At 61.9% G+C, this 22145-nt stretch carries 16 protein-coding genes; 3 read left to right on the top strand and 13 right to left on the bottom strand.

Features of this window, described 5'->3' with window-relative positions:
• Positions 1–15: 15 nt before the first annotated feature.
• The 5 genes from RHM69_RS23575 to RHM69_RS23555 all read right to left on the bottom strand — a co-directional run bounded on the left by RHM69_RS23575 (position 16) and on the right by RHM69_RS23555 (position 4955).
• Positions 16–1422 (bottom strand): PIG-L family deacetylase, encoded by a 1407-nt coding sequence (locus tag RHM69_RS23575; RefSeq protein WP_019818310.1) that lies wholly within the window; start codon positions 1420–1422, stop codon positions 16–18.
• On the bottom strand, positions 1419–2315 hold the full coding sequence (locus RHM69_RS23570) for a GNAT family N-acetyltransferase (RefSeq protein WP_200599115.1): 897 nt from the start codon (positions 2313–2315) through the stop codon (positions 1419–1421). Before RHM69_RS23570 ends, RHM69_RS23575 begins: the two co-directional genes overlap by 4 nt.
• Positions 2316–4073, bottom strand: a complete 1758-nt coding sequence (locus RHM69_RS23565; protein ID WP_014716634.1) for a carbamoyltransferase — start codon at positions 4071–4073, stop codon at positions 2316–2318.
• 142 nt (positions 4074–4215) lie between these two features.
• On the bottom strand, positions 4216–4572 hold the full coding sequence (locus RHM69_RS23560; RefSeq protein WP_200599114.1) for a YceK/YidQ family lipoprotein: 357 nt from the start codon (positions 4570–4572) through the stop codon (positions 4216–4218).
• Positions 4573–4628: 56 nt separating this feature from the next.
• Positions 4629–4955, bottom strand: a complete 327-nt coding sequence (locus RHM69_RS23555) for a YceK/YidQ family lipoprotein (RefSeq protein ID WP_019818311.1) — start codon at positions 4953–4955, stop codon at positions 4629–4631.
• A 189-nt stretch (positions 4956–5144) separates the two neighbouring features.
• Between RHM69_RS23555 and RHM69_RS23550 the strand changes: the two genes are divergently transcribed.
• Positions 5145–7232, top strand: coding sequence for a TonB-dependent receptor family protein (locus RHM69_RS23550; RefSeq protein ID WP_200599113.1), 2088 nt, complete (start codon positions 5145–5147; stop codon positions 7230–7232).
• Positions 7233–7329: 97 nt separating this feature from the next.
• Here the strand turns inward: RHM69_RS23550 and RHM69_RS23545 are convergent, their stop codons facing one another.
• The 8 genes from RHM69_RS23545 to glnE form a co-directional block, all read right to left on the bottom strand.
• Positions 7330–8781, bottom strand: a complete 1452-nt coding sequence (locus tag RHM69_RS23545) for a lipopolysaccharide kinase InaA family protein (RefSeq protein ID WP_014716630.1) — start codon at positions 8779–8781, stop codon at positions 7330–7332.
• Positions 8781–9533, bottom strand: a complete 753-nt coding sequence (locus RHM69_RS23540; RefSeq protein ID WP_166406367.1) for a lipopolysaccharide kinase InaA family protein — start codon at positions 9531–9533, stop codon at positions 8781–8783. The genes RHM69_RS23545 and RHM69_RS23540 overlap by 1 nt, the downstream gene beginning before the upstream one ends.
• Positions 9530–10264 (bottom strand): lipopolysaccharide kinase InaA family protein, encoded by a 735-nt coding sequence (locus RHM69_RS23535; RefSeq protein ID WP_003187993.1) that lies wholly within the window; start codon positions 10262–10264, stop codon positions 9530–9532. The genes RHM69_RS23540 and RHM69_RS23535 overlap by 4 nt, the downstream gene beginning before the upstream one ends.
• A complete protein-coding gene (gene rfaP / locus RHM69_RS23530; RefSeq protein WP_014716628.1) occupies positions 10264–11070 on the bottom strand; it encodes a lipopolysaccharide core heptose(I) kinase RfaP in 807 nt (268 codons plus the stop codon). Before rfaP ends, RHM69_RS23535 begins: the two co-directional genes overlap by 1 nt.
• On the bottom strand, positions 11067–12191 hold the full coding sequence (locus RHM69_RS23525) for a glycosyltransferase family 4 protein (protein WP_014716627.1): 1125 nt from the start codon (positions 12189–12191) through the stop codon (positions 11067–11069). The genes rfaP and RHM69_RS23525 overlap by 4 nt, the downstream gene beginning before the upstream one ends.
• Positions 12191–13252: a lipopolysaccharide heptosyltransferase I gene (gene waaC / locus RHM69_RS23520; protein WP_014716626.1), complete on the bottom strand. Its 1062-nt coding sequence runs from the start codon at positions 13250–13252 to the stop codon at positions 12191–12193. Before waaC ends, RHM69_RS23525 begins: the two co-directional genes overlap by 1 nt.
• A 1-nt stretch (position 13253) precedes the next feature.
• The gene (waaF, locus tag RHM69_RS23515) at positions 13254–14288 is read right to left on the bottom strand and encodes a lipopolysaccharide heptosyltransferase II (protein WP_019818313.1); all 1035 of its coding nucleotides are present in this window, start codon (positions 14286–14288) and stop codon (positions 13254–13256) included.
• Positions 14289–14509: 221 nt separating this feature from the next.
• A complete protein-coding gene (gene glnE, locus RHM69_RS23510) occupies positions 14510–17449 on the bottom strand; it encodes a bifunctional [glutamate--ammonia ligase]-adenylyl-L-tyrosine phosphorylase/[glutamate--ammonia-ligase] adenylyltransferase (protein ID WP_168223980.1) in 2940 nt (979 codons plus the stop codon).
• A gap of 383 nt (positions 17450–17832) precedes the next feature.
• On the opposite strand from glnE, the gene aceE reads away from it, so the two are divergent.
• Positions 17833–20478 (top strand): pyruvate dehydrogenase (acetyl-transferring), homodimeric type, encoded by a 2646-nt coding sequence (gene aceE / locus RHM69_RS23505; RefSeq protein ID WP_014716623.1) that lies wholly within the window; start codon positions 17833–17835, stop codon positions 20476–20478.
• Positions 20479–20489: 11 nt separating this feature from the next.
• Positions 20490–22142 (top strand): dihydrolipoyllysine-residue acetyltransferase, encoded by a 1653-nt coding sequence (aceF, locus tag RHM69_RS23500; RefSeq protein WP_137270873.1) that lies wholly within the window; start codon positions 20490–20492, stop codon positions 22140–22142.
• Positions 22143–22145 lie beyond the last annotated feature (3 nt).

Here is a 22145-nt window from a genome sequence, read left to right as displayed (position 1 = left end):
GCCTTCAATCGGCTCTCAGTCCTGCTTCAGGACCCACAACAGCTCGTGGCGGCGCACGGCCTTGCGAAAGAATTCGTTCTCGCCATAGGGCGATGGACTACGGCCCGCCAGCAGTTGCTGCAACCACCTACGCACTCGACGCTTGAACGGCGCTGGCGGCTGCAGGTCGTGCATCATGCCCAGGGCCATGGCCTTGTCCTGCTGCTGGCTCAAGGCGAGGGCGAAACTGCACGGCACCAGCTCCACAGCGCCATCGAAACGCGGCGGCAATGCTACGCCAGCGCCGGAATCGCCCATGGGCCAACGGTCGTTATCATGCAGGTGATTGGCGTAGCCGAGCAATGTGTCGGGCTGCCACGCCAGGCCCTGCAAGGCTTCCAGCACTGCCGCATGGGCGCAGATATGGTCGGCGTGGGGGTCCAGCAACGGCGTGGGCAACACGATGACCTGGGGCCGCGCCTTGAGCAGCAGCGCCCGCAGATCGGCGATCAGGTTGTGCCAAGTCGGCGCGCCATCAGCATCGCCAGGCAGGGCAAAACCATTGAACTGGCGAAACAGCCGCGTATCGGCCAAATCGGCTTCGCGCGAGGCTTGAGGCTGATCCGGCGCGACCTGCATGGCTTGCAACTGCATGCAAAAGTAGCCCAATTGCACGCACTGCGCCTCGGGCACGCCCGCCCAGCGGGGCACGGCGACGCTGTCCCAGGCGCGCAAACGGCCCTTGAGGCGCGCAGCTTCAGCCTTGGGCAGGCCCATGTGCTGATAATGCTCGGCTTCGATTTCACCGGCGGTCAGCGTGACGATCCAGCTTTCAGTCGCCTGGCTGTAAAGGCTGAACGCAGCCAGCTCGGCATCGTCGGCATGGGGCGCGATCACCATCACACGTTGCTGGCGATAGTCGGGCTGGCGAAAGCGCCACAGCGTCGGCTGCCCCTTGATCCGGCAAAAACGCCCGCGCAAGTGGAGCTTGCCCGCCGCCAAGTCTTCGGCGGCGCCGGTCAGGTTCAGATAACGCCGCCCAGCGACGCCGCGTTCGAAGGTTTGCCGGTCCGGGCTTGCCAGGCCCAACAGGTCTACCGCAGGGTCGAAGAAACGCCCCAGCCAGGTACTTTTCAACTCAATGCCGACGATCAGGGTTTCCTCCGCCGCCAACGGCGCATCCAGCAACAGTCGGCCCGCCTCCAGGCGCAAGCCGGGTTGTTCGCTGCCGGCCGGGAACGCGTACTCATAGCTGTCTTTGGGCGAGTAAAACAGGTGATCGGCAAACCAGGCCTCATGGGCGGCCCACAACAGCACCGCAAGGATCACCGGCAACCACCAGGCAACCAGTACGCCGGTCGCGACCAACACCAGCACGCCGATCAGCAGCGCAATACGTTTGTTACGCCGATGGCGCTTGAGCAGTTGCTGTTTGCGGCTCATACGCTGAACACCGGCACCGGGTTGCACCAGCGTTCCTTGTATTCACGGTCGGAACGCCCGAAGGAGAAGCGCAGTGACTTGTTCGCCGCCCGCGCCTGTTCCCAGGCACTTTGGGTATTGAGGAAACTCAGCACACTGCCAGGGCTGAATGCACGGGTTTCAGGGTCGACGCCGCCGTTGACATACTCGGCGCTGAACCACTCGTTGGACTGCACCTGATACACCAATTGCACTGCAATCGGCGCGTCGTTCAGAAACAGCACCGAGCCGAACAGGAATTCCTTGAGCAACTCCAGCACCTCGGCCAGACGCGCCGCGCCCGCCGCCGGGAAGCCCCAACGACGCTGGAACAGGTCGCAATAAATCGCCGCCAGTTCTACGCTGGAAAACTCACTGACCGCCCGTACCACGCCGCCCGCCTCTTCCAACAGGCGCAGTTCACGCCGCTGGTTATAGCGAAACTTCTTCGACAGGTCTTCGGGCGTACGCGCCATGGCCAATTGCTCGGCCTGAGGCTTGAGGGTGCTCACGCGCCCCTCGTTCAGCGCCGAGAGGTAGCGCGCACGGTGCCGTAACGGTACCTGCGCATCGGCGGCAATCGGCAGGATGATCTCGGCGTTGCCCAGGTCAAACAGGCCTTTCTTGCCGCTGCGCTTGAGCACGTCCTTGGACAGCGCCAGGTCGCGCCCCCAGGTGGCGATCGCCCCCTTGAACTCACCACCTTGCTCCCAGCCCAGGTAGCGCACGGGTATCTGCGCCAGGCCGGCCAGCCGCTCGATCACCTGGGGATGGGTCGCCACGCTGCCGCCGTAACGCTGCCAGGCCTGGGCGTAAACCTCGGCCTCGACAGGCGACCAGCCACGTTCACGCCAGCCCTGGAAGCGGTTCAGCATTTAAACCACGGCGTCATAAGGGTCCACGCCGTCCTTGACCACCAGGATGTCTTCCATGATCAGGTACTGCAGGTCCGAGCCGAAGAACATGTTCAGCGCGTCGGTCGGCGAGCAGATCATCGCTTCGCCACGACGGTTGAGCGAGGTGTTCAGGGACACGCCGTTACCGGTCAGCACTTCCAGCTCTTTCATCATGTCGTAGTAGCGCGGGTTGTATTCGCGCTTGAGCACCTGGGCACGGGAAGTACCGTCTTCGTGCACCACTTCCGGTACACGGGTCTTCCACTCTTCGGCGACTTCAAAGGTGAAGGTCATGAACGGCGCCGGGTGATCGACCTTGATCATCTGTGGGGCCACGGTGTCGAGCATCGACGGGCAGAAAGGCCTCCAGCGCTCGCGGAACTTGATCTGGTGGTTGATGCGATCCGCCACGCCGGTTGCACTTGGGCAACCGATGATCGAACGACCGCCCAAGGCACGCGGGCCAAACTCCATGCGGCCCTGGAACCAGGCTACCGGATTGCCGTCGACCATGATCTTGGCAATGCGCTTAGGCATGTTCTCGATCTTGCGCCAGTTCGGCTTGCTCTCGTGCTTGGCGCACGCGGCAATCACGTCTTCGTTGCTGTAGGACGGGCCGAGGTAGACGTGTTCCATCTTCTCGACCGGTACACCACGAGCATGGGACACGTAGGCCGCCGCACCGACGGCGGTGCCGGCATCGCCGGAAGCCGGCTGTACGAACAGCTCTTTGACGTCGTCACGGGCAATGATCTTCTGGTTCAGCTTGACGTTCAGCGCACAGCCGCCGGCGAAGGCCAGCTTGCCGGTGTCCTTGAGGATGTCGCCCAGGTAGTGGTCGATCATCTGCAAGGCCAGTTTCTCGAACAGCGCCTGCATGCTGGCCGCGTAGTGGATGTACGGCTCGTCGGCGATGTCGCCTTCGCGTTTCGGCCCCAGCCACTCGATCAGTTTCGGCGAGAAGTAGAAACCCTTGCCCTTCTCTTTGTAGCGGCGCAGGCCGATGACATTGGCGTAGTCGGTGTTGATCACCAGCTCGCCGTTTTCAAAGGAGGCCAGGCGCGAGAAATCGTACTTGCTGGCATCGCCGTACGGCGCCATGCCCATGACCTTGAACTCACCGTCGAGCATCTCGAAACCGAGGAACTCGGTGATTGCGCCGTACAGGCCGCCGAGGGAGTCCGGATCGTAGAATTCCTTGATCTTGTGGATCTTGCCGTTTTCGCCGTAGCCGAAGAAGGTGGTGGCGTACTCGCCCTTGCCATCGATGCCCAGGATCGCGGTTTTTTCCTGGAAGCCCGAGCAGTGGTAGGCGCTGGAGGCGTGAGCCAGGTGGTGTTCAACCGGTTCGATCTTGATTTTCTTAGGATCGAAGCCCAGTTGCTCCAGGCACCAGACGATCTTGTTGCGATAGCGCTTGTAGCGACGGTTGCCCATCAGGATCGCGTCGAGGGCGCGGTCGGGGGCGTACCAGTAACGCTTGGCGTAGTGCCAGCGCGCCTCGCCGAACAGGCTGATCGGGGCAAACGGGATCGCCACCACGTCAACGTCCGAAGGCTTGATGCCAGCCTGCTCCAGGCAGAACTTCGCCGACTCGTAGGGCATGCGGTTCTTTGCATGTTTGTCGCGTACGAAGCGCTCTTCTTCGGCGGCCGCAATCAGCTTGCCGTCGATATACAGGGCTGCGGAAGGATCATGGCTAAGGGCGCCGGACAGGCCAAGAATCGTCAATGCCACTGGGGTCTAGCCTCTTTTAGTCTGCATGCAGGCGCATCGCGCCTGAAAAAAGTGTGCCTCTCGCCTGGGCGAGAAACAGCTAAAGGGCGGGATTATAGCTTAAAAGCAGAGGGAAGCTGTTAGCGGCAAGCGCCGAGAGGGGCTAGCGGAAGATCTCGATGCTGCCGTCCTTGTTCTGGCGGTAGATCGTGTAAGGCAGCATCAGGGTGTCCATGACACCAGAGGCGACAAATTCAATCGCAATGATCGGGAAGGCATTGCCTTGGTGATCCAGCAGGCTTTGGTCCTTCAGGCTTTTGTCCGGTGCGGGCTCGCCATTGAGGGTACAAAAGCCGTAGATCACCCCACTGTAGATACGCGGCACGTTTTCGCAGTGACTGCGCGACTCCTTGAGATTCTGGCTGGCCACGGCATCCGGACGCAAGACGGTATTGATCGTTCCGCAACCGGAGGCCATTAACAAGGTTGAAACCAGCAGTACTTTGAAACCACGACTCACGGACTACTCCTTTCGCCCAGTAAATGGGCTGGGCAGGTGCTTTTATACCCATAGGCTTATGAACGGCCTGGACGCCAATAGATGCTGATATTACCGTCGGCCGATTGTCGATAAATCGTATAGGGCAAAACCACCGTATCGGCAACCGCGGACACCGCAATATCTACGAGCACGAAGGGTATGAGGAACCCGGTGGGGTCCGGGGCCGCGTGCAGCATGCAGAAATCAAACGCCACGCCGCTGTAAGCGCGGGGAATGGATTGGCAATAGGTTTTTACGAGCCTGAGCTCACGCGCCGTGTCGCCCTCTTTGCGCATGACGCTATTAACGGTTCCACAACCGCTTAATAACAGCGCAACGACACTTATACCCAGCGCAGCCATTCTTTTTCTTTTCATATCCGAGCCTCGCAAACGGTCAGCCACGCTAGCACCGAGAGATTGGCTCATTCATCCGAGAAGCACCGCCACATTGCGTGGGAAAAATCCGAAATGGTAAAACTTACCTGACTGTTTAAACTTGCGCACTTTTTGCGCGCCTTCACTATGCGTGCCCGAGACTCTGGCTGCCTCATGAAAAAAACGCACGCTCGCTTTTCCCTCTTGCTGCCTGGCCTGCTGGCCTTGAGCACCACAGCGCAAGGCGAGGACTCGCCACTGATACTTGACCCCAGCGTGGTCACCGGTTCGCGCAGCGCCAGCCCAACGTTTGATTTGCCCTACTCCGTGGACGGCATCAGCCGCGAACAGATCAGTGACGGCCAACTCGGCATCAACGCCTCCGAAGCCCTGTCCCGCGTGCCCGGCCTGGTGGTGCAGAACCGCCAGAACTATGCGCAGGACCTGCAAATTTCTTCCCGAGGCTTCGGCGCCCGTTCAACATTCGGCGTGCGCGGCATCAAGCTGATCGCCGACGGCATTCCCGCCAGTACCCCGGACGGTCAGGGTCAAGCCGCCACCTTCAACCTCGACACCGCCGAGCGCATCGAAGTGCTGCGCGGCCCGGCGGCGACGCTGTATGGCAGTAACGCCGGCGGTGTTATCCAGATGTTCTCCCGCGACGGCGAAGGCCCGCCGCGCATCGGCGCCGAAACCCTGGTGGGCAGCGACGGGCTGAACAAGAACCACCTGAGCGCCGAGGGCGCGGCGAATGGCGCCGGGTTTGTGCTCGACGCCTCGCGCATGGACACCAACGGCTACCGCGATCACAGCAGCGCGCGCCGCGACCAGACCTTCGCCAAGCTCAATGTCGAGCCCGATGACGACAGCAAGCTGGCGCTGATCTACAGCAGCCTGGAGCAGAATGGTACGCAGGATCCGCTGGGACAAACCTGGGCAGCGTACAAGGCCGACCCGCGTTCGGTGAGCGCCAATGCGCTGAACTACAACACGCGCAAAAGTATCGATCATCAGCAATTGGGGATGAATTACGAGCGGTATTTCGGTGGCGCCACCTTGCAGGTCAATGCCTACACTGGGCGCCGTAGTGTGATTCAGTACCTGTCGATCCCCAAGGGCACGCCCGCCAACGAACGCGGCGGAGGCGTGGTGCAATTTGATCGAAAGTTCTACGGCGGCAGCGTGCGCTGGATGCAGCCCATCGAAAGCGCGCCTGGCGAGCTGATGATCATTACCGGCCTGGACTTCGACCAAAGCGAGGACAGCCGCCATGGCTATCAGAACTACAGCGGCAATGCCCTGGGCGTGAAAGGCCAACTACGCCGCGACGAAATCGACACGGCTCGCAGCCTCGACCCGTATATCCAAGCCAACTGGGCCCTCGACCGCTGGGCCCTGCAAGCCGGCGTACGCCACAGCACGATGCAGATGGACGTTGACGACCAGTTCCTCAGCAATGGCGACGCCAGCGGCAACAAGACCTACCAGAAAAACACACCGTCGATGAGCGTGATGTATGCGTTCACCCCCGACCTGCATGGCTACATCAGCGCAGGCAAAGGCTTTGAAACCCCGACCCAGGCCGAGCAGGCCTATGCACCGGGCAACGCCGAGGGCTTCAACTTCGGCTTGAAGCCGTCTGAAAGTACGCAATATGAAATGGGTGTGAAAGCGCAACTGAACAACACGCGGATCAACGCCGCCGTTTTCCAGATCACCACCGAGGACGAACTGGTGGTGCAGCAATCCATCGGCGGCCGTACCAGCTACCAGAACGCCGGTCGCACATTGCGCCGCGGCTTCGAACTGGGCGTTGAAAGCCAACTGAGCGAGCACTGGAGCACCAGCCTCGCCTACACCCGCCTGCACGCCACCTACGACAGCGACTTTGCCAGCGGCGCCAACACCATCGACAAAGGCAACTACCTCCCCGGCGTGCCACAAACTACCCTGTTCGCCGAACTGAACTGGAAACCACGGGACTGGGTCAGCACCGCCATCGAGGGCCTGTACCGCAGCAAAGTCTACGTAGAAGACACCAACCAGCAACACGCCGCACCGGCCTACAGCGTCTTCAACTGGCGCGCACGGTTTGAGCAGAAGGTAGAGCACTGGACCTTTCACCAGACCTTGCGCCTGGATAACCTGCTGGATCGCCAGTATGTGGGGTCGGTAATTGTGGGCGACGGCAATGGTCGCTATTACGAAGCCGCGCCGGGGCGGTCGTGGTATGCGGGGGCTGGGGCGCAGTACCAGTTCTGAATGCAGCGCCTGGACGGGCGCCATCGCGGGCAAGCCCGCTCCCATATTTTGACCGCGTTCACAGATCAACTGTGGGAGCGGGCTTGCCCGCGATAGATTAACTGCCGACACCCGCCTCTTTGGGCAAGCGCTGGTCAATCACCTGGTACAGCGCACTGCCCTGCGGCCAGTTACGCATAAATCGCGCACGGTCTTTGGCATACGCAGGGGCGAAGCTGGACAGCGAACCGTGCTGGCACATCGCATCCAGGTCAATCATCGCCCAGCGCCCGTCGCTCCAGAACAGGTTATGGCCCTTGAAATCCCCATGGCTGATGCGCTCGCGGATCAGCTCGGCAAACAACTGGTCCAGCGCCTGCAATTCGCTCTCGGGCGCATCGCCGCTTTCAACATACGGCGCAAAGCGCTCGATGATGTCTGGCCCAGGCAGGTATTCGGTGACCAGGTAGGCACGGCTGCGCAACCACAGGAACCGTTTCTCCAGCACCGCCAGCGGCTTGGGCGTGGCGAAGCCCAGGAAGGCCAGGCGGTTGCCTTCGCGCCAGGAGTGCCAGGCGCGGCTCGGGCGCCAGAAGCGCTTGAGCCAATGGGCAAAGCCCTTGATGTTGTAGCGTTTGATCACCAGCGGCCGGCCAGCCACGTCGACCTTGGCCACGCTCGCCGCGCCACCGGTCTTGTACAGGTGACCCTGGTCGAGCAACGCATCGGCCTGCTCCAGCACCGGCACCATGGCGGCTTCTTCTTCGCGGCGGATCGCACGCAAGCCAAAAGCGCCGCGCACCACGCTGAACAGCGTGCATTCGCGGCCGGTCTTGTCCAGGTAGTCCCTCAAACGCCAGGCGCTGACTTTACGCACCTGCTTTTCCAAGGCTTGCATTGGCAAGGCGTGTTCGCCGTTGGCCAGCAAGTAATACACCAGCAACTCTTCGGTAAAGGGCTCGAGGTTCTTGGGCAGTTGGGCGAAGAACACACCGAGGTTCTCCAGCACTCGATTGCGCGACAACGGCTTGCCCGCCTCTTCGACACGAATACCGGCGCCATCGATCAAATACAGCTTGCCATCCTTGCGCAGCAGGTTGTCCAGGTGCAGGTCTTCTTGCCACAGGCCCTTGGCATGCATCTGGGCAATCGCGCCCAGCGCTTCGGCGAGCACAGCGGTTTGTTCGTCCGCCAACGGCGGCAGGTTTTCGACGGCGAGCCAAGCGTCGGACAGGCTTTGGGCCCCCTCGATAAATTCAAACAGCAGCCAACCGCCCTCGCCGTCCTGCAAGCCATCGGCCAGCAGCAACGGCGTGGTCAGGCCCTGCTCAGCCAACAGGCGCACCCCCGTAAGCTCACGCTGAAAATGCCGCGCCGCCTTGTTGCCCACCAACAACTTGGCCAACACCGGGCGACCCCGCCACACGGCGGCGCCCACATAGCGCTGCCCCGGCAACACCCGCAAAAGGCTCAGCAATTGCAATTGCCCAGGGCCGGCGGCATCCGCCAGGTCGAGGGTCAGTGGCAGGCCGGGGGTACGCCCAGCCGTTTTCAGCTCGGATAAACGCATCAGCGGTTCTCCTTATGGCTGCGGCGCGAGGTCAGGCGCTGGTGCCAAGTGGACACCAGGGCACTGTCCTCGGACTGCTCAAGGTACGCCGCCAGCAATTGGCGCACCTGCGCGTCCGACCATTGCGGCGCGCGGCGCAGCAGCGGTTCCAGGTCCTTGACCCGGTCACGCCAGCCAAACAGCAGCGGGCGGGTTTTCTCCAGGTCGATCAACTGCGCGGCATAACCCTCACCGGCAGGCTGCAGGAAAATATGCTTGGGGTAAAAACAGCCATGCACTTGCCCGACGCTGTGCAGATGACGCGCCAGCTTGCCGCACGCCAACAGGATCGCACTGTGCTGGGCTGCGCTCAATTGCGACCACTGCTCCAGCAACGAGTCCAGGTCATTCCAGCCATCCAGCGCACGGGTGAGCAGCATCGCCCGGCGCTCGCCCTTGACCTTGCGTTCACCGAAGAACGCCGCTTGCAGGGCCGGTATACCGAGCTTTCGATACAGGCTGATGTTGCGAAACTCGCGGGCAAAACTCGGCTCGCCGAACGGGCGGTGCAAGGTGCGCGTGAGGTAGTTGCTCTGGCGCTTGAGGTAGTAACCCTGCCCCTCAAGCTCCAGGCGATACACACTGCTCCAACCGTCGCCGCTGGTGTTCGGCTCGTCCACTGCATCCAGTTGCTTGGCCCACAGCGCGTCGAAGGTCGCCAGGCCGTTGCGCTCAAGCAGAGCGCGGTCTTCGGCCGCCAGGAAGTCACTCATTCGCGTCCCTCGAAAAACTTCACCACATGGCGAATTCGCTGTTTGTCCGACGCGGTCAGGTGCGCGCGCTGACGATATTGCAGGTAGAAGCGCAGGCGCTGGGTGGCCGACAAGTGATACTTGGCGACTTTGTCCAGGCAGGCCAGGTCTTTGGTGATGCGGTACTTGAGCCAGAAACCGCGCCAGAAATCACCGTTGGGGCAGTCGATCAGGTACAGGGTGCGTTGGTCGTCCACCAGCAGATTGCGCCACTTCAAGTCGTTATGGGTGAAGCGGTGATCGTGCATGGTGCGCGTGTATTCGGCGAGCTGGCGGCTGATGCCATCGACCCACCGGGGGTCTTTGAGGCGCTCATCGTGACGCTCGGCCAGCACCGACAGATCTTCGGTCTTGGGCAGTTCGCGGGTGATCATGGCGCCACGGTTATAGGCCAGGCCCTTACGGTCCAGGCCCCAGGCCACCACGTCGGCGGTAGGGATGCCCCACTTGGCGAAGCGCTTGAGGTTCTGCCATTCGGACTTCACCCGCGGCCTGCCCAGGTAACGACGCAGGCCCTTGCCGGCACCTACGTAGCGCTTGACGTAATAATTGACCCCGCCACGCTCCACCCGGATCACTTCCGACAACGGGTCGCGGGTCAGCCGCTCGCCTTGCAGGGCGAACACCGCGTCCAGGCTTCCAAAGTCATCCGCCAGGGCGGCGTAGGCAGGTTCCAGATTCCAACCCGCCATCAGATCGCATCCCCATATCGCTGTTTACGCGCATACAGCTTTGCTGCCATGCGTTCCAGCGCAGACAACAGCGCGGTTTGCTCTGCCAGGATCTGGCGCAGCGGCTGCTGGAAGTAGGCCTTGAGAAAACGCAGCTTGTCGCGCTGGGTCAAGCCGATCTCCAACGCGGAGTAATACAGGCCGGCCAGGTCTTTGTTGCGCCAACGCACGGGGATCGTCGCACGTACCTGGGCACGGTGCAGGTCGATCACCGACAGCTTGAGGTTGTCGACGCTGATAGGCCGGTCGGTGTGCAGCAGGAAATGGCACAGGTAGCAGTCACGGTGGTTGACGCCGCCGCGGTGCATCGCGCCCACGGTACGCGCCAGCTCAAGGGTCAAGGCATGCTTGATGGCGGGCACGGGCGGTTGCTTGACCCAGTCCAGGGTCAGGTCTTCCAGGCTGATGATGGGGGTCAGTTCCTGGGTGATGATGAACGAATGCTGGTCGGCCGGGTTGCTGCCTTTTTCACCGAACGCCACGGCGGTCATGGTCGGTACGCCAAGCGCCTGCAAGCGCTGGATCGCCACCCACTCCTGGCCCGCGCCCAACACCGGTAATTTGGCGGTGACCAGGTTCTTGAGGATTTCGCCCCAGCCGATCCCACGGTGGATCTTCACAAAATAAGGCTGGCCCTCGACCACCGTACGCAACGTACGGCGAGCGGCCAGCTCGCGGAACACCTGGCCTTCCAGCTTCTCGACCTCGGCGAACGCATCGCGTCCGGCCCAGAGGGTCTTGAAGGGTTCGGCTAGAATCAACTTCATCGGTTTGGCTCCGCCAGAATCAGGTCCGCAGCGTACTGCGGCATGCTAAAGAGGTCGGCCGTCTCGGCGAAGGCCAGACCATTGCGACTCCAGGTCGCACGCGCTTGTGGGTCGTCGAGCATATCGACCAGATACTGGTTGAGCTGGGTTTGCTCGAACGGCTCGTCCAACACCCGGCCGCTCTGGGCCTTGTCGATGTAGAACGCATAGCCGCACACCTGGCTCACCAGTACAGGGAGGCCGGCGACCACCGCTTCGACCAGCACCATGCCGGCCGCCTCGTTGTACGCAGGGTGAATCAACAGGTCCGCCCCCAGCAGGAAACGCGGAATATCATTGCGGCCCTTGAAGAACTGCACCTGGTCGCCCAGGCCCAGCGCCGCGCTCTGCAATTGGAATACTTTGGGGTCGTCCTGGCCGATTACAAATAGCCGGGTGCGTTTCTTCAGCCGCGAAGGCAGAGCGGCCAGCGCCTTGAGGCTGCGGTCGACGCCCTTGGTCTTGAACCCCGAACCGATCTGCACCAACAGCAGATCATCCTCGGCCAAGCCAAATTCAGCGCGGAACTCGGCGCGGATTTCGGCGGCGTTCGGCGGGGCGCGGCGGTCGCGGGCAATACCCGGTGGCAACAGGTGAAAACGCTCGGCCTGGGTGCCGTAATACTGGGTAAACAGCTGCTGCTGATGCTCAGACAACACCATGATCTGCGTCTTGGCGTTTTTATCGAACACGGCGCGCTCGTATTCGGCAAAGTGCTTGTAGCGCCCGAACCAGCGATACATCGGGTTGCGCAGGGTCTGGGCCTTGTCCTCGAACACACCGTCGGCGGCAAAGTACAGATCCAGCCCCGGCATCTTGTTGAAGCCCACCACGCGGTCCACTGGGCGCTTGGCCAGGTCGGCCTGGATCCAGGCGTAGAGCTTTTCGTTGCGACGGTGGTTGACCAAGGCCTTGACCGGCGCCACCAGCACTTCAAAGCCTGGCGGGATATCACCTTCCCAGATCAGGGTGTACACCCGAATGCTGTGGCCGCGCTGCTGGCATTCCAGGGCGATGCGCATGAAGTCGCGCTGCAGGCCACCGAAAGGGAAGTACTTGTACAGAACAAAAGCCAGTTGCATCAGTGCTGCTCCTCGGCCAGTAACAACGTGCTCAGCCGGCTTGCAACACGCTCAGGGTTCAAGCGCGTGAAGCACAGGGGCGACTCGCGGGCGATGTCGAACCGCCGCAGGTCGTCGGCAGTGGGTTGATAAGTGCACTGTTTTTGCAGGCAAGGCGCGCACGGCCAGTCGCTGGCCAAGTGAATCTGGCCTTTGCCGTAGGCACCGGTAAGGCCTGGGTTGGTGGGGCCAAACAGGGAAATGGTCGGCACGTCCAATGCCGCCGCCAAGTGGCCAAGGCCGGTGTCGACGGCCACGCAGGCACGGGCGCTCGCCAAGACACGGGCAACGCCCGCCAGGTTGAGCTTGGGCAACACTTCGGTGTTGGGCAGGCCGAGGGCCAGGCGTTCGGCCCGCGCCTTTTCGGCGGCGTTGCCCCACGGCAGCTTTACGTCCACGCCCAGGCGGCCCATGCGTTCGGCCAGCTCGCGCCAATAGGCTTCGGGCCAGTGCTTGGTGTCCCAAGTGGTGCCATGCAACAGCAATACGAACGGTTTTTTCGGCGGCAGGCCGAGCAGCTTTTCAACGCTCAGGCCGTAGTCGCCCAGGCGTTGGGGCAGGTCGTAGCCCAGGGCCACGGCAAACAGCTGGCGCAAGCGCTCCACCGCATGCTGCCCACGGGCCACGGCCAGGCGCCGGGAATAAAAGCGCGCAGCCAGGGGTTCACGCGCAGAGTCTTTGTCGAAGCCAGCGATGGGCGCCCGCACATAGCGCGTCAGCCAGGCGCTTTTGAGCAAGCCCTGGGCGTCGATCACCAGGTCATATTTGGTCGACTGCACCGCCTGCTTGAAGCGCCGCCATTCACCGCTCTTGACGGTTTGCCAGAGGTTCTTGCGCCAGCGGCGAATCGCCACCGGAATCACCTTGTCGACCGCCGGGTGCCAGGTGGGGATTTCGGCAAAGCCTTCTTCCACCACCCAGTCGAACCGAATGCCGGGAATCGCCCGCGCTGCGTCGGTGAGGGCCGGCAAGGCATGGATCACGTCGCCCAGGGATGAGGTCTTGATTACCAGAACCCGCAACTCAATGAACCTCGACCACGTCGCCCTGCAAACGCTGCAGGGCATCGGTTACCGGCTGGGGCAGCAACTGGCGCAGGCAGTTGTAGTGGCCGAAGCGGCAAGTACGGTCAAAGCACGGGCTGCAATCCAGGCCCAGGCGCACCACTTCGACCTTGTCGGCTAACGGCGGAGTGAAGCCTGGGGATGTGGAGCCGTACACGGCCACCAGCGGACGGTTCAGCGCCGCCGCCACATGCATCAGGCCGGAGTCGTTGGACACCACCGAATCGGCGCACGACAACAGGTCGATGGCCTCGGCCAGGGACGTGTCGCCACTGAGGTTCACCGCCTCTTCACGCAGACCGGGAATCAGGCGCTGACGAATGTCTTCACCCACCGAATGATCGTTCTTGGAGCCGAACAACCACACCTGCCAGCCTTCGCGGATCTTGGTTTCGGCGACTTTGGCGTAATGCTCCGACGGCCAGCGCTTGGACTCGCCAAATTCGGCGCCCGGGCACAAGGCCAATACGGGCCGATCCAGGGTCAGGCCGAACTTGGCCAGCGCCGCGTCGCGGGTCACCGGGTCGATCTGCAAGCTGGGGCGCGGGTACGGCTTGGGCAGTTCAGTGCCCGGCTCGTAGGCCAAAGCCATAAAGCGTTCGATCATCAACGGGTAACGGGCTTTATCCAGGGTGCGCACGTCGTTGAGCAGCACATAGCGAAACTCGCCGCGCCAGCCGGTGCGCTTGGGGATACCGGCAAAGTACGGCACCAGCGCCGACTTCAGCGAGTTAGGCAGCAGGATCGCCTGGTCGTACTGGCCCGCCATGGACTTGCCGATACGTCGGCGGGTCGCCAACTCAAGGGCGCCGTGGCCGAGCGGGAAGCTCAAGGCCTTACGCACCTCTGGCATGCGCTCGAGGATCGGCCGGCTCCACTCAGGGGCGAGCACGTCGATCTGGCAGTCTGGATAGCGCAGGCGCAGGCACTGAAACAGTGTCTGTGCCATCACCATGTCACCGACCCAACTGGGCCCAACGATCAGAATATTCATGTAGTTTCCACAAACGATGCGGGGAGGCCTATGCCTCCCCGCCTCGATAATAACTGTAGATCGCGGTGCGCCAGGGAGCATCTTTATGTGGGAGCTGGCTTGCCTGCGATCGCATCACCTCGGTATCCCTGATAAACCGAGGCGCCTGCATCGCGGGCAAGCCCGGCTCCCACATTAATCCGCATCCCATATGAAAATTGGCGTCGCCAATCAGTCGAGTTTCAATTTAAGCCCAGCGCCTGCCAGATTCGCATCACCTGTCGCCGCTCGTCGGCGAACTGGTCCCCGGCTACCGTACCGGCCTCGTTCTGCAAAGCCTGGCGGTGCGCGGCTGAGCGATAAGCCTTGTACACTTCACGCAGCAAATGGGCATCGGCGGCGGGCATCAGCCCGACCTGCTCCAGGCCCTCCAAAATGCGGATATTGTCGGTGTAGCGCAGCAACGATGGATGTTGCGCAGACCACGCCAAAGCCGCGTATTGCACCATAAATTCAATATCGACGATACCTCCGGCGTCCTGCTTGAGGTCGAACAGCGCCGTGGCCTCGAAGGCATTGGCGCCCCTGCCGGCAGTCGTGGCCTTGGTGCCCAGGTTGTCACGCATCTTGGCACGCATCTCGCTGACCTCCTGGCGCAGCTTCTCCAAGTCCCGCTCACGCCCCAACACGTTAGCCCGTACCTGCTCGAACGCCTGGCCCACATCCTGGCTGCCCACCAGTACCCGCGCACGGATCAGGGCCTGATGTTCCCAGGTCCAGGCTTCATTTTGTTGATAGCGATCAAACGCCCCCAGGGAACTCACCAACAAGCCCGATGCGCCGGAAGGTCGCAGGCGCATGTCCACTTCATACAGCTGGCCGGAGTTGGTCTGGGTGGTCAGCAGGTGAATGATGCGCTGGCCCAGGCGTGTAAAGAATTGTGCGCCATCGATCGGCTTGGCACCGTCCGTCTCGGCCTGGGGGTCGCCGTCATGGATAAACACCAGGTCCAGGTCCGAACCATGCCCCAGTTCGATGCCGCCGACTTTCCCATAACCGACAATGATGAACCCAGGATCGCACAGGGTGCCGTCCAGGCGCTGCGGCGAACCGTGGCGGGCGACCGTCTGGCGCCAGGCCAGGGCCAGCACTTGTTCAAGAATGGCTTCGGCCAGCCAGGTGAGGTAGTCGCTGACTTTCATCAACGGCAGGCTGCCGGCGATTTCGGAAGCGGCCACCCGCAGGCGGTGCGCCAGTTTGAAATGGCGCAAGGCCTCCATCTGCTGCTCAAGGTCATCTTCGGGAATGCGCGTGAGGCGCTCGCGCAACTCAGCGGCCAGTTCCGGCGCCAGCGGCGGCTTGAACAAGCGGCCTTCGTTGAGCAATTCATCCAGCAACAGCGGGAAACGGGTGATCTGTTCGGCGATCCACGGGCTGGCTGCGCACAATGTCAGCAGGCGACGCAGGGCGTCGGGGTTCTCGGTCAGCAACACCAGGTAGGCCGAACGCCGGGCCACGGCTTCCACCAGCGGCAACACGCGCTCCAGCACCAGGTCTGGGTTGGCATGTTCAACGGCCTGGGCCAGCAGGCGTGGGATGAACGCATCCAGGCGCTCACGCCCCAGGCGCTGCATGGCGCGCAACTGCGGGCTGGCGCGCAGGTTGGCCAAGGCCTTGAGGGCCTTGGGGGCATCGGCGAAACCGCCTTCACTCAGTTGGCGGCACGCGGCATCGTCATCCTGGGATTCCTCCCACAGTGGCAACCATTCACCGCCGACCACCAATTCGCTTTCTTCGCCCTCTTCTTCATCAGGGTCGGCAATCACTTGGCGAAAGTGCCAGTCCACACGGCCACGCCAGTACATCAGGCGCTCATGGAACGCGGCCCAGTCACTGAAGCCCAGCATAAAGGCAATGCGTGCCTGGTCTTCGGGGCTGTCCGGCAGCATTTGCGTCTGGCGGTCGGCAATCGCCTGGATCGCATGTTCGGTGTAGCGCAGGAACTCGTAACCGCTGCGCAGCTCGCTGATCACCGCTGCGGGCAAATAACCCTGGCCTTCCAGCGTGCCCAGCACGTTCAACAGCGGGCGTTGCTGCAGGCTGAGGTCGCGGCCGCCATGGATCAGCTGGAATGCCTGGGCGATAAATTCCACCTCACGAATGCCGCCCGCGCCCAGCTTGATATTGTCGGCCATGCCCTTGCGCCGCACTTCCTGCTGGATCAGTTGCTTCATGGTGCGCAGCGCTTCGATGGCCGAGAAGTCCAGATAACGGCGATAGACAAACGGGCGCAGCATGTCGAGCAGTTGCGCGCCAGCCGCCTGGTCGCCGGCCACCACCCGCGCCTTGATCATGGCGTAGCGCTCCCAGTCCCGGCCCTGGTCCTGGTAGTACTGCTCCAGCGCGTTGAAGCTGAGCACCAGGGCGCCGGCCGAACCGTAGGGACGCAGGCGCATGTCGACGCGGAAGACAAAACCGTCGACGGTCATCGGGTCCAGGGCCTTGATCAGTTTTTGACCCAGGCGAATAAAGAACTCCTGATTATCCAGGGCGCGCTTCACGCCCACCGTCTCGCCGCCTTCGGGGTAGGCGAAGATCAGGTCGATATCCGACGACAGGTTCAGCTCCACTGCACCGAGCTTGCCCATGCCGAGGATGACCATGTGCTGTGCCTCGCCGCTGCGTGCGCCGGTCGGCGTGCCGAACTGGGCGCAGTGGCGCTGGTACAGCCATTGATAGGCCTGGTCGATGCAGGCGTCGGCCATGTCGGACAGATCGCGACAGGTTTGCACCAGATCAGCCTGGCGTGTGAGGTCGCGCCAGATGATGCGCACCTGCTGGCGCGTGCGTTGGCGGCGTAGCGCACGGCCCAGTTCATCTTCTGTTTCGGCCTGTTGCACGGCACCGGCTATCTGGCTGCACAGCTCGCCGGGCGCAAAGCCGCGGTCCAGCTCGCCCCAGGCCGCCAGTTCAAGCAACATCAAAGGGTCACGAACACTCTGTTCAATGACGAAATCACTGGCGGCGCACACGCGGGCGAAGTCGGCCCACCGTTGCGGCGTCCACGCAGAAAGGCCATGATCGTCATCCAGCGCGGCCACCGCGTCACGAAATGACTGTTCGGCCCGGTTGGCGTAAGGCAACAGAATGGCCGGCAGTTCGGCCAGCGTTGGAAGGCTCATGGTCTATCCTTGATCGGCGTGTAAATGGCGTGTAGTTGTGAAGGCAAGAGCCATGCTCGGTGAAGGACTGTCGAACAAAGGTTAGAAATAGCTGAAATTAAATTAATCTTGGCAGGCAACATCAAAGTTTCACCTTTTCTTGTTCGCAATAGACCAACAATAACGATTATGCTCACCAGCAAGACCGAGCCATACGCTCAGTCTTGTGTAGTTTTACTACTCGTATATACATTCGAAAGGCTGAAATGGCCGACGATTTGTAGTAAAACTACAGGACGCCGAAGCAACCTTCGGCCATCCAAGAATTTATGTCGTCTGCCCACAAGGCCAGTCGCAAACTTCAGGCAACCGATTCTGGTAGCCTTTCCGCCCTGGAGCAAGCCATGCAAGACCTCGATCCCGTCGAAACCCAGGAATGGCTGGACGCCCTGGAATCGGTTCTCGACAAAGAAGGCGAAGACCGTGCTCACTACCTGATGACCCGTATGGGCGAACTCGCGACCCGCAGCGGCTCGCAACTGCCTTACGCCATCACTACGCCATACCGCAACACCATCCCCGTTACCCACGAAGCACGCATGCCTGGCGACCTGTTCATGGAACGCCGCATTCGCTCGCTGGTACGTTGGAACGCCATGGCGATGGTAATGCGCACGAACTTGAAAGATTCGGACCTGGGCGGTCACATCTCCAGCTTCGCTTCCAGCGCAACCCTGTATGACATCGGCTTCAACTACTTCTTCCAGGCCCCGACCGACGAACACGGCGGCGACCTGATCTACTTCCAGGGCCACACCTCGCCAGGCGTCTACGCCCGTGCGTTCATGGAAGGTCGCATCAGCGAAGAACAAATGAACAACTTCCGCCAGGAAGTCGACGGTCAGGGCCTGTCGTCCTACCCGCACCCTTGGCTGATGCCTGATTTCTGGCAGTTCCCGACCGTTTCCATGGGTCTGGGCCCAATCCAGGCGATCTACCAGGCACGCTTCATGAAGTACCTGGAAGCCCGTGGTTTCATACCCGAAGGCAAGCAGAAAGTCTGGTGCTTCCTCGGCGACGGCGAGTGCGACGAGCCGGAATCCCTGGGTGCCATTTCCCTGGCCGGCCGCGAGAAGCTCGACAACCTGATCTTCGTCATCAACTGCAACCTGCAGCGCCTCGACGGCCCGGTTCGCGGCAATGGCAAGATCATCCAGGAACTCGAAGGCGTGTTCCGCGGTGCTCAGTGGAACGTGACCAAAGTCATCTGGGGCCGCTTCTGGGACCCACTGCTGGCCAAGGACGTCGACGGTATCCTGCAGCGTCGCATGGACGAAGTCATCGACGGCGAGTACCAGAACTACAAAGCCAAAGACGGCGCGTTCGTTCGCGAGCATTTCTTCAACACGCCTGAACTCAAGGCGATGGTTGCCGACCTGTCCGACGACGAGATCTGGAAGCTCAACCGTGGCGGCCACGACCCGTACAAGGTCTACGCGGCGTACCACGAAGCGGTCAACCACAAAGAACAACCGACCGTCATCCTGGCCAAGACCATCAAGGGTTATGGCACCGGTGCCGGCGAAGCGAAGAACACCGCGCACAACACCAAGAAAGTCGATGTCGACAGCCTGAAGTTGTTCCGCGACCGCTTCGACATCCCGGTCAAGGACGAAGAGCTGGAGAACCTGCCGTTCTTCAAGCCAGAGCCAAACAGCGCCGAAGCCCGCTACCTGAGCGAGCGCCGCACTGCACTGGGCGGTTTCGTGCCACAGCGCCGCGCCAACAGCTTCAGCGTGCCGACGCCAGACCTGAGCACCCTCAAGGCTATCCTTGACGGCTCGGGCGACCGTGAAATCTCCACCACCATGGCCTTCGTGCGTATCCTCGCGCAATTGGTCAAGGACAAGGACATCGGCCCGCGCATCGTCCCGATCATCCCGGACGAAGCCCGTACCTTCGGTATGGAAGGCATGTTCCGTCAGTTGGGCATCTACTCCTCCGTCGGCCAGCTCTACGAGCCAGTCGATAAAGACCAGGTGATGTTCTACAAGGAAGACAAGAAGGGCCAGATCCTCGAAGAAGGCATCAACGAAGCGGGCGCCATGAGCTCCTTCATCGCTGCCGGTACTTCGTACTCCAGCCACAACCAGCCAATGCTGCCGTTCTACATCTTCTACTCGATGTTCGGCTTCCAGCGTATCGGCGACCTGGCCTGGGCAGCAGGCGACAGCCGTACCCGTGGCTTCCTGATCGGCGGTACCGCCGGCCGCACCACGCTGAACGGCGAAGGCCTGCAACACGAAGACGGTCACAGCCACATCCTGGCTGCCACCATCCCGAACTGCCGCACCTTTGATCCAACCTACGGCTATGAGCTGGCGGTGATCATCCAGGACGGCATGAAGAAAATGACCGAAGAGCAGCAGGACGTTTTCTACTACATCACCGTGATGAACGAGTCCTACCAGCAGCCAGCCATGCCGGCCGGTGTGGAAGAAGGCATCATCAAGGGCATGTACCTGCTCGAAGAAGACACCAAGGAAGCGGCGCACCACGTACAGCTGATGGGCTCCGGCACCATCCTGCGTGAAGTGCGTGAAGCGGCGAAGATCCTGCGCGACGAGTTCAACGTCGGTGCCGACGTATGGAGCGTCACCAGCTTCAACGAACTGCGCCGCGACGGCCTGGCCGTGGAGCGCAGCAACCGTCTGCACCCTGGCCAGAAGCCAGCCAAGAGCTACGTCGAAGAATGCCTGGCCGGCCGTAAGGGTCCAGTCATTGCCTCTACCGACTACATGAAACTGTTTGCTGAACAAATTCGCCAGTGGGTCCCGTCCAAGGAATTCAAAGTCCTGGGCACCGATGGTTTCGGCCGCAGTGACAGCCGCAAGAAGCTGCGTCACTTCTTCGAAGTCGACCGTCACTTCGTGGTGTTGGCAGCCCTGGAAGCCTTGGCTGACCGTGGTGAGATCGAACCTAAGGTGGTGGCTGACGCTATCGTCAAGTTCGGGATCAACCCGGAAAAACGCAACCCACTGGACTGCTGAGGAGATTTTTTGTGAGCGAACTCATTCGCGTACCTGACATCGGCAGCGGTGAAGGTGAAGTAATCGAGCTGTTTGTGAAGGTCGGCGACACCGTCGAAGCCGACCAGAGCATCCTGACCCTGGAGTCGGACAAAGCGAGCATGGAAATCCCTGCTCCCAAGGCCGGCGTGGTCAAGAGCCTGAAAGTGAAGCTGGGCGACCGCCTGAAAGAAGGCGACGAACTGCTGGAACTGGAAATCGAAGGCGCTGCTGATGCAGCCCCTGCGGCCGCGGCTCCGGCCGCCGCTGCACCTGCACCTGCACCTGCTGCTGAAAAGCCTGCCGCTGCCGAGGCTGCTCCAGCCCCGGCCGCCGCACCTGCCGCCGCGACCGTCCAGGACATTCACGTCCCGGACATCGGCTCGTCGGGCAAGGCCAAGATCATCGAGCTGCTGGTCAAGGTCGGCGACACCGTCGAGGCCGACCAGTCGCTGATCACCCTGGAGTCCGACAAGGCCTCCATGGAGATCCCATCGCCGGCTGCCGGCGTAGTGGAAAGCATCGCGGTCAAGCTGGAAGACGAAGTCGGCACCGGTGACTTCATCCTCAAGCTCAAAGTACAAGGTGCTGCGCCAGCCGCCGCACCAGCACCGGCTGCTGCTCCGGCGGCCAAGGCTGAAGCGGCACCTGCCGCTGCTGCCCCTGCGCCGGCCGCAAAAGCCGAAGCTGCGCCAGCCCCTGCGGCGGCTGCACCTGCGCCAAGCGGTGCCAAGGTTCACGCCGGCCCAGCCGTGCGTCAGTTGGCCCGTGAATTCGGCGTCGAGCTGAGCGCTGTTGCAGCCAGCGGCCCGCACGGCCGTGTGCTGAAGGAAGACGTGCAGGTTTACGTCAAAACCATGATGCAAAAAGCCAAGGAAGCTCCGGCTGCCGGCGGCGCTACCGGTGGTTCGGGCATTCCGCCGATCCGCACCGTGGACTTCAGCCGCTTCGGCGAAACCGAAGAAGTGCCGATGACCCGCCTGATGCAAATCGGCGCGGCAGGCCTGCATGCCAGCTGGTTGAACATCCCGCACGTGACCCAATTCGACCAGGCCGATATCACCGACCTGGAAGCGTTCCGCGTTGCGCAGAAAGCCGTGGCCGAGAAGGCCGGCGTGAAGCTGACCGTACTGCCACTGCTGCTCAAGGCCTGTGCACACCTGCTCAAGGAACTGCCGGACTTCAACAGCTCGCTGGCGCCAAGCGGCAAGGCGATCATTCGCAAGAAGTACGTGCACATCGGCTTTGCGGTCGACACCCCGGATGGCCTGCTGGTACCGGTCATCAAGAACGTCGACCAGAAGAGCCTGCTGCAGCTCGCTGGCGAAGCGGCTGCGCTGGCTGCCAAGGCCCGCGACAAGAAGCTCACCCCGGACGACATGCAGGGCGCCTGCTTCACCATCTCCAGCCTCGGCCACATTGGCGGTACTGGCTTCACGCCAATCGTCAACGCGCCGGAAGTCGCGATCCTGGGTGTGTCCAAGGCCACCATCCAGCCTGTGTGGGACGGTAAAGCGTTCCAACCCAAGCTGATGCTGCCACTGTCGCTGTCCTACGATCACCGCGTGATCAACGGCGCCGCGGCTGCGCGCTTCACCCAGCGCCTGAGCCAGTTGCTGAACGACATCCGCACCATCCTGCTGTAAGTC

The sequence above is a fragment of the Pseudomonas sp. CCI1.1 genome (assembly GCF_034348165.1).
Classification (GTDB): Bacteria; Pseudomonadota; Gammaproteobacteria; order Pseudomonadales; family Pseudomonadaceae; genus Aquipseudomonas; species Aquipseudomonas paracarnis.
This window is presented reverse-complemented; position numbering and strand designations above follow the sequence as displayed.

Excerpts from the sequence above, each read along its gene's own strand:
- RHM69_RS23555 (WP_019818311.1), bottom strand. The coding sequence starts at position 4,955 with ATGGCTGCGCTGGGTATAAGTGTCGTTGCGCTGTTATTAAGCGGTTGT.
- waaF (WP_019818313.1), bottom strand. The coding sequence starts at position 14,288 with ATGAATATTCTGATCGTTGGGCCCAGTTGGGTCGGTGACATGGTGATG.
- RHM69_RS23535 (WP_003187993.1), bottom strand. The coding sequence starts at position 10,264 with ATGGCGGGTTGGAATCTGGAACCTGCCTACGCCGCCCTGGCGGATGAC.
- rfaP (WP_014716628.1), bottom strand. The coding sequence starts at position 11,070 with ATGAAGTTGATTCTAGCCGAACCCTTCAAGACCCTCTGGGCCGGACGC.
- RHM69_RS23570 (WP_200599115.1), bottom strand. The coding sequence starts at position 2,315 with ATGCTGAACCGCTTCCAGGGCTGGCGTGAACGTGGCTGGTCGCCTGTC.
- RHM69_RS23540 (WP_166406367.1), bottom strand. The coding sequence starts at position 9,533 with ATGAGTGACTTCCTGGCGGCCGAAGACCGCGCTCTGCTTGAGCGCAAC.
- aceE (WP_014716623.1), top strand. The coding sequence starts at position 17,833 with ATGCAAGACCTCGATCCCGTCGAAACCCAGGAATGGCTGGACGCCCTG.
- glnE (WP_168223980.1), bottom strand. The coding sequence starts at position 17,449 with ATGAGCCTTCCAACGCTGGCCGAACTGCCGGCCATTCTGTTGCCTTAC.
- RHM69_RS23545 (WP_014716630.1), bottom strand. The coding sequence starts at position 8,781 with ATGCGTTTATCCGAGCTGAAAACGGCTGGGCGTACCCCCGGCCTGCCA.
- RHM69_RS23550 (WP_200599113.1), top strand. The coding sequence starts at position 5,145 with ATGAAAAAAACGCACGCTCGCTTTTCCCTCTTGCTGCCTGGCCTGCTG.
- RHM69_RS23575 (WP_019818310.1), bottom strand. The coding sequence starts at position 1,422 with ATGAGCCGCAAACAGCAACTGCTCAAGCGCCATCGGCGTAACAAACGT.
- RHM69_RS23525 (WP_014716627.1), bottom strand. The coding sequence starts at position 12,191 with ATGCAACTGGCTTTTGTTCTGTACAAGTACTTCCCTTTCGGTGGCCTG.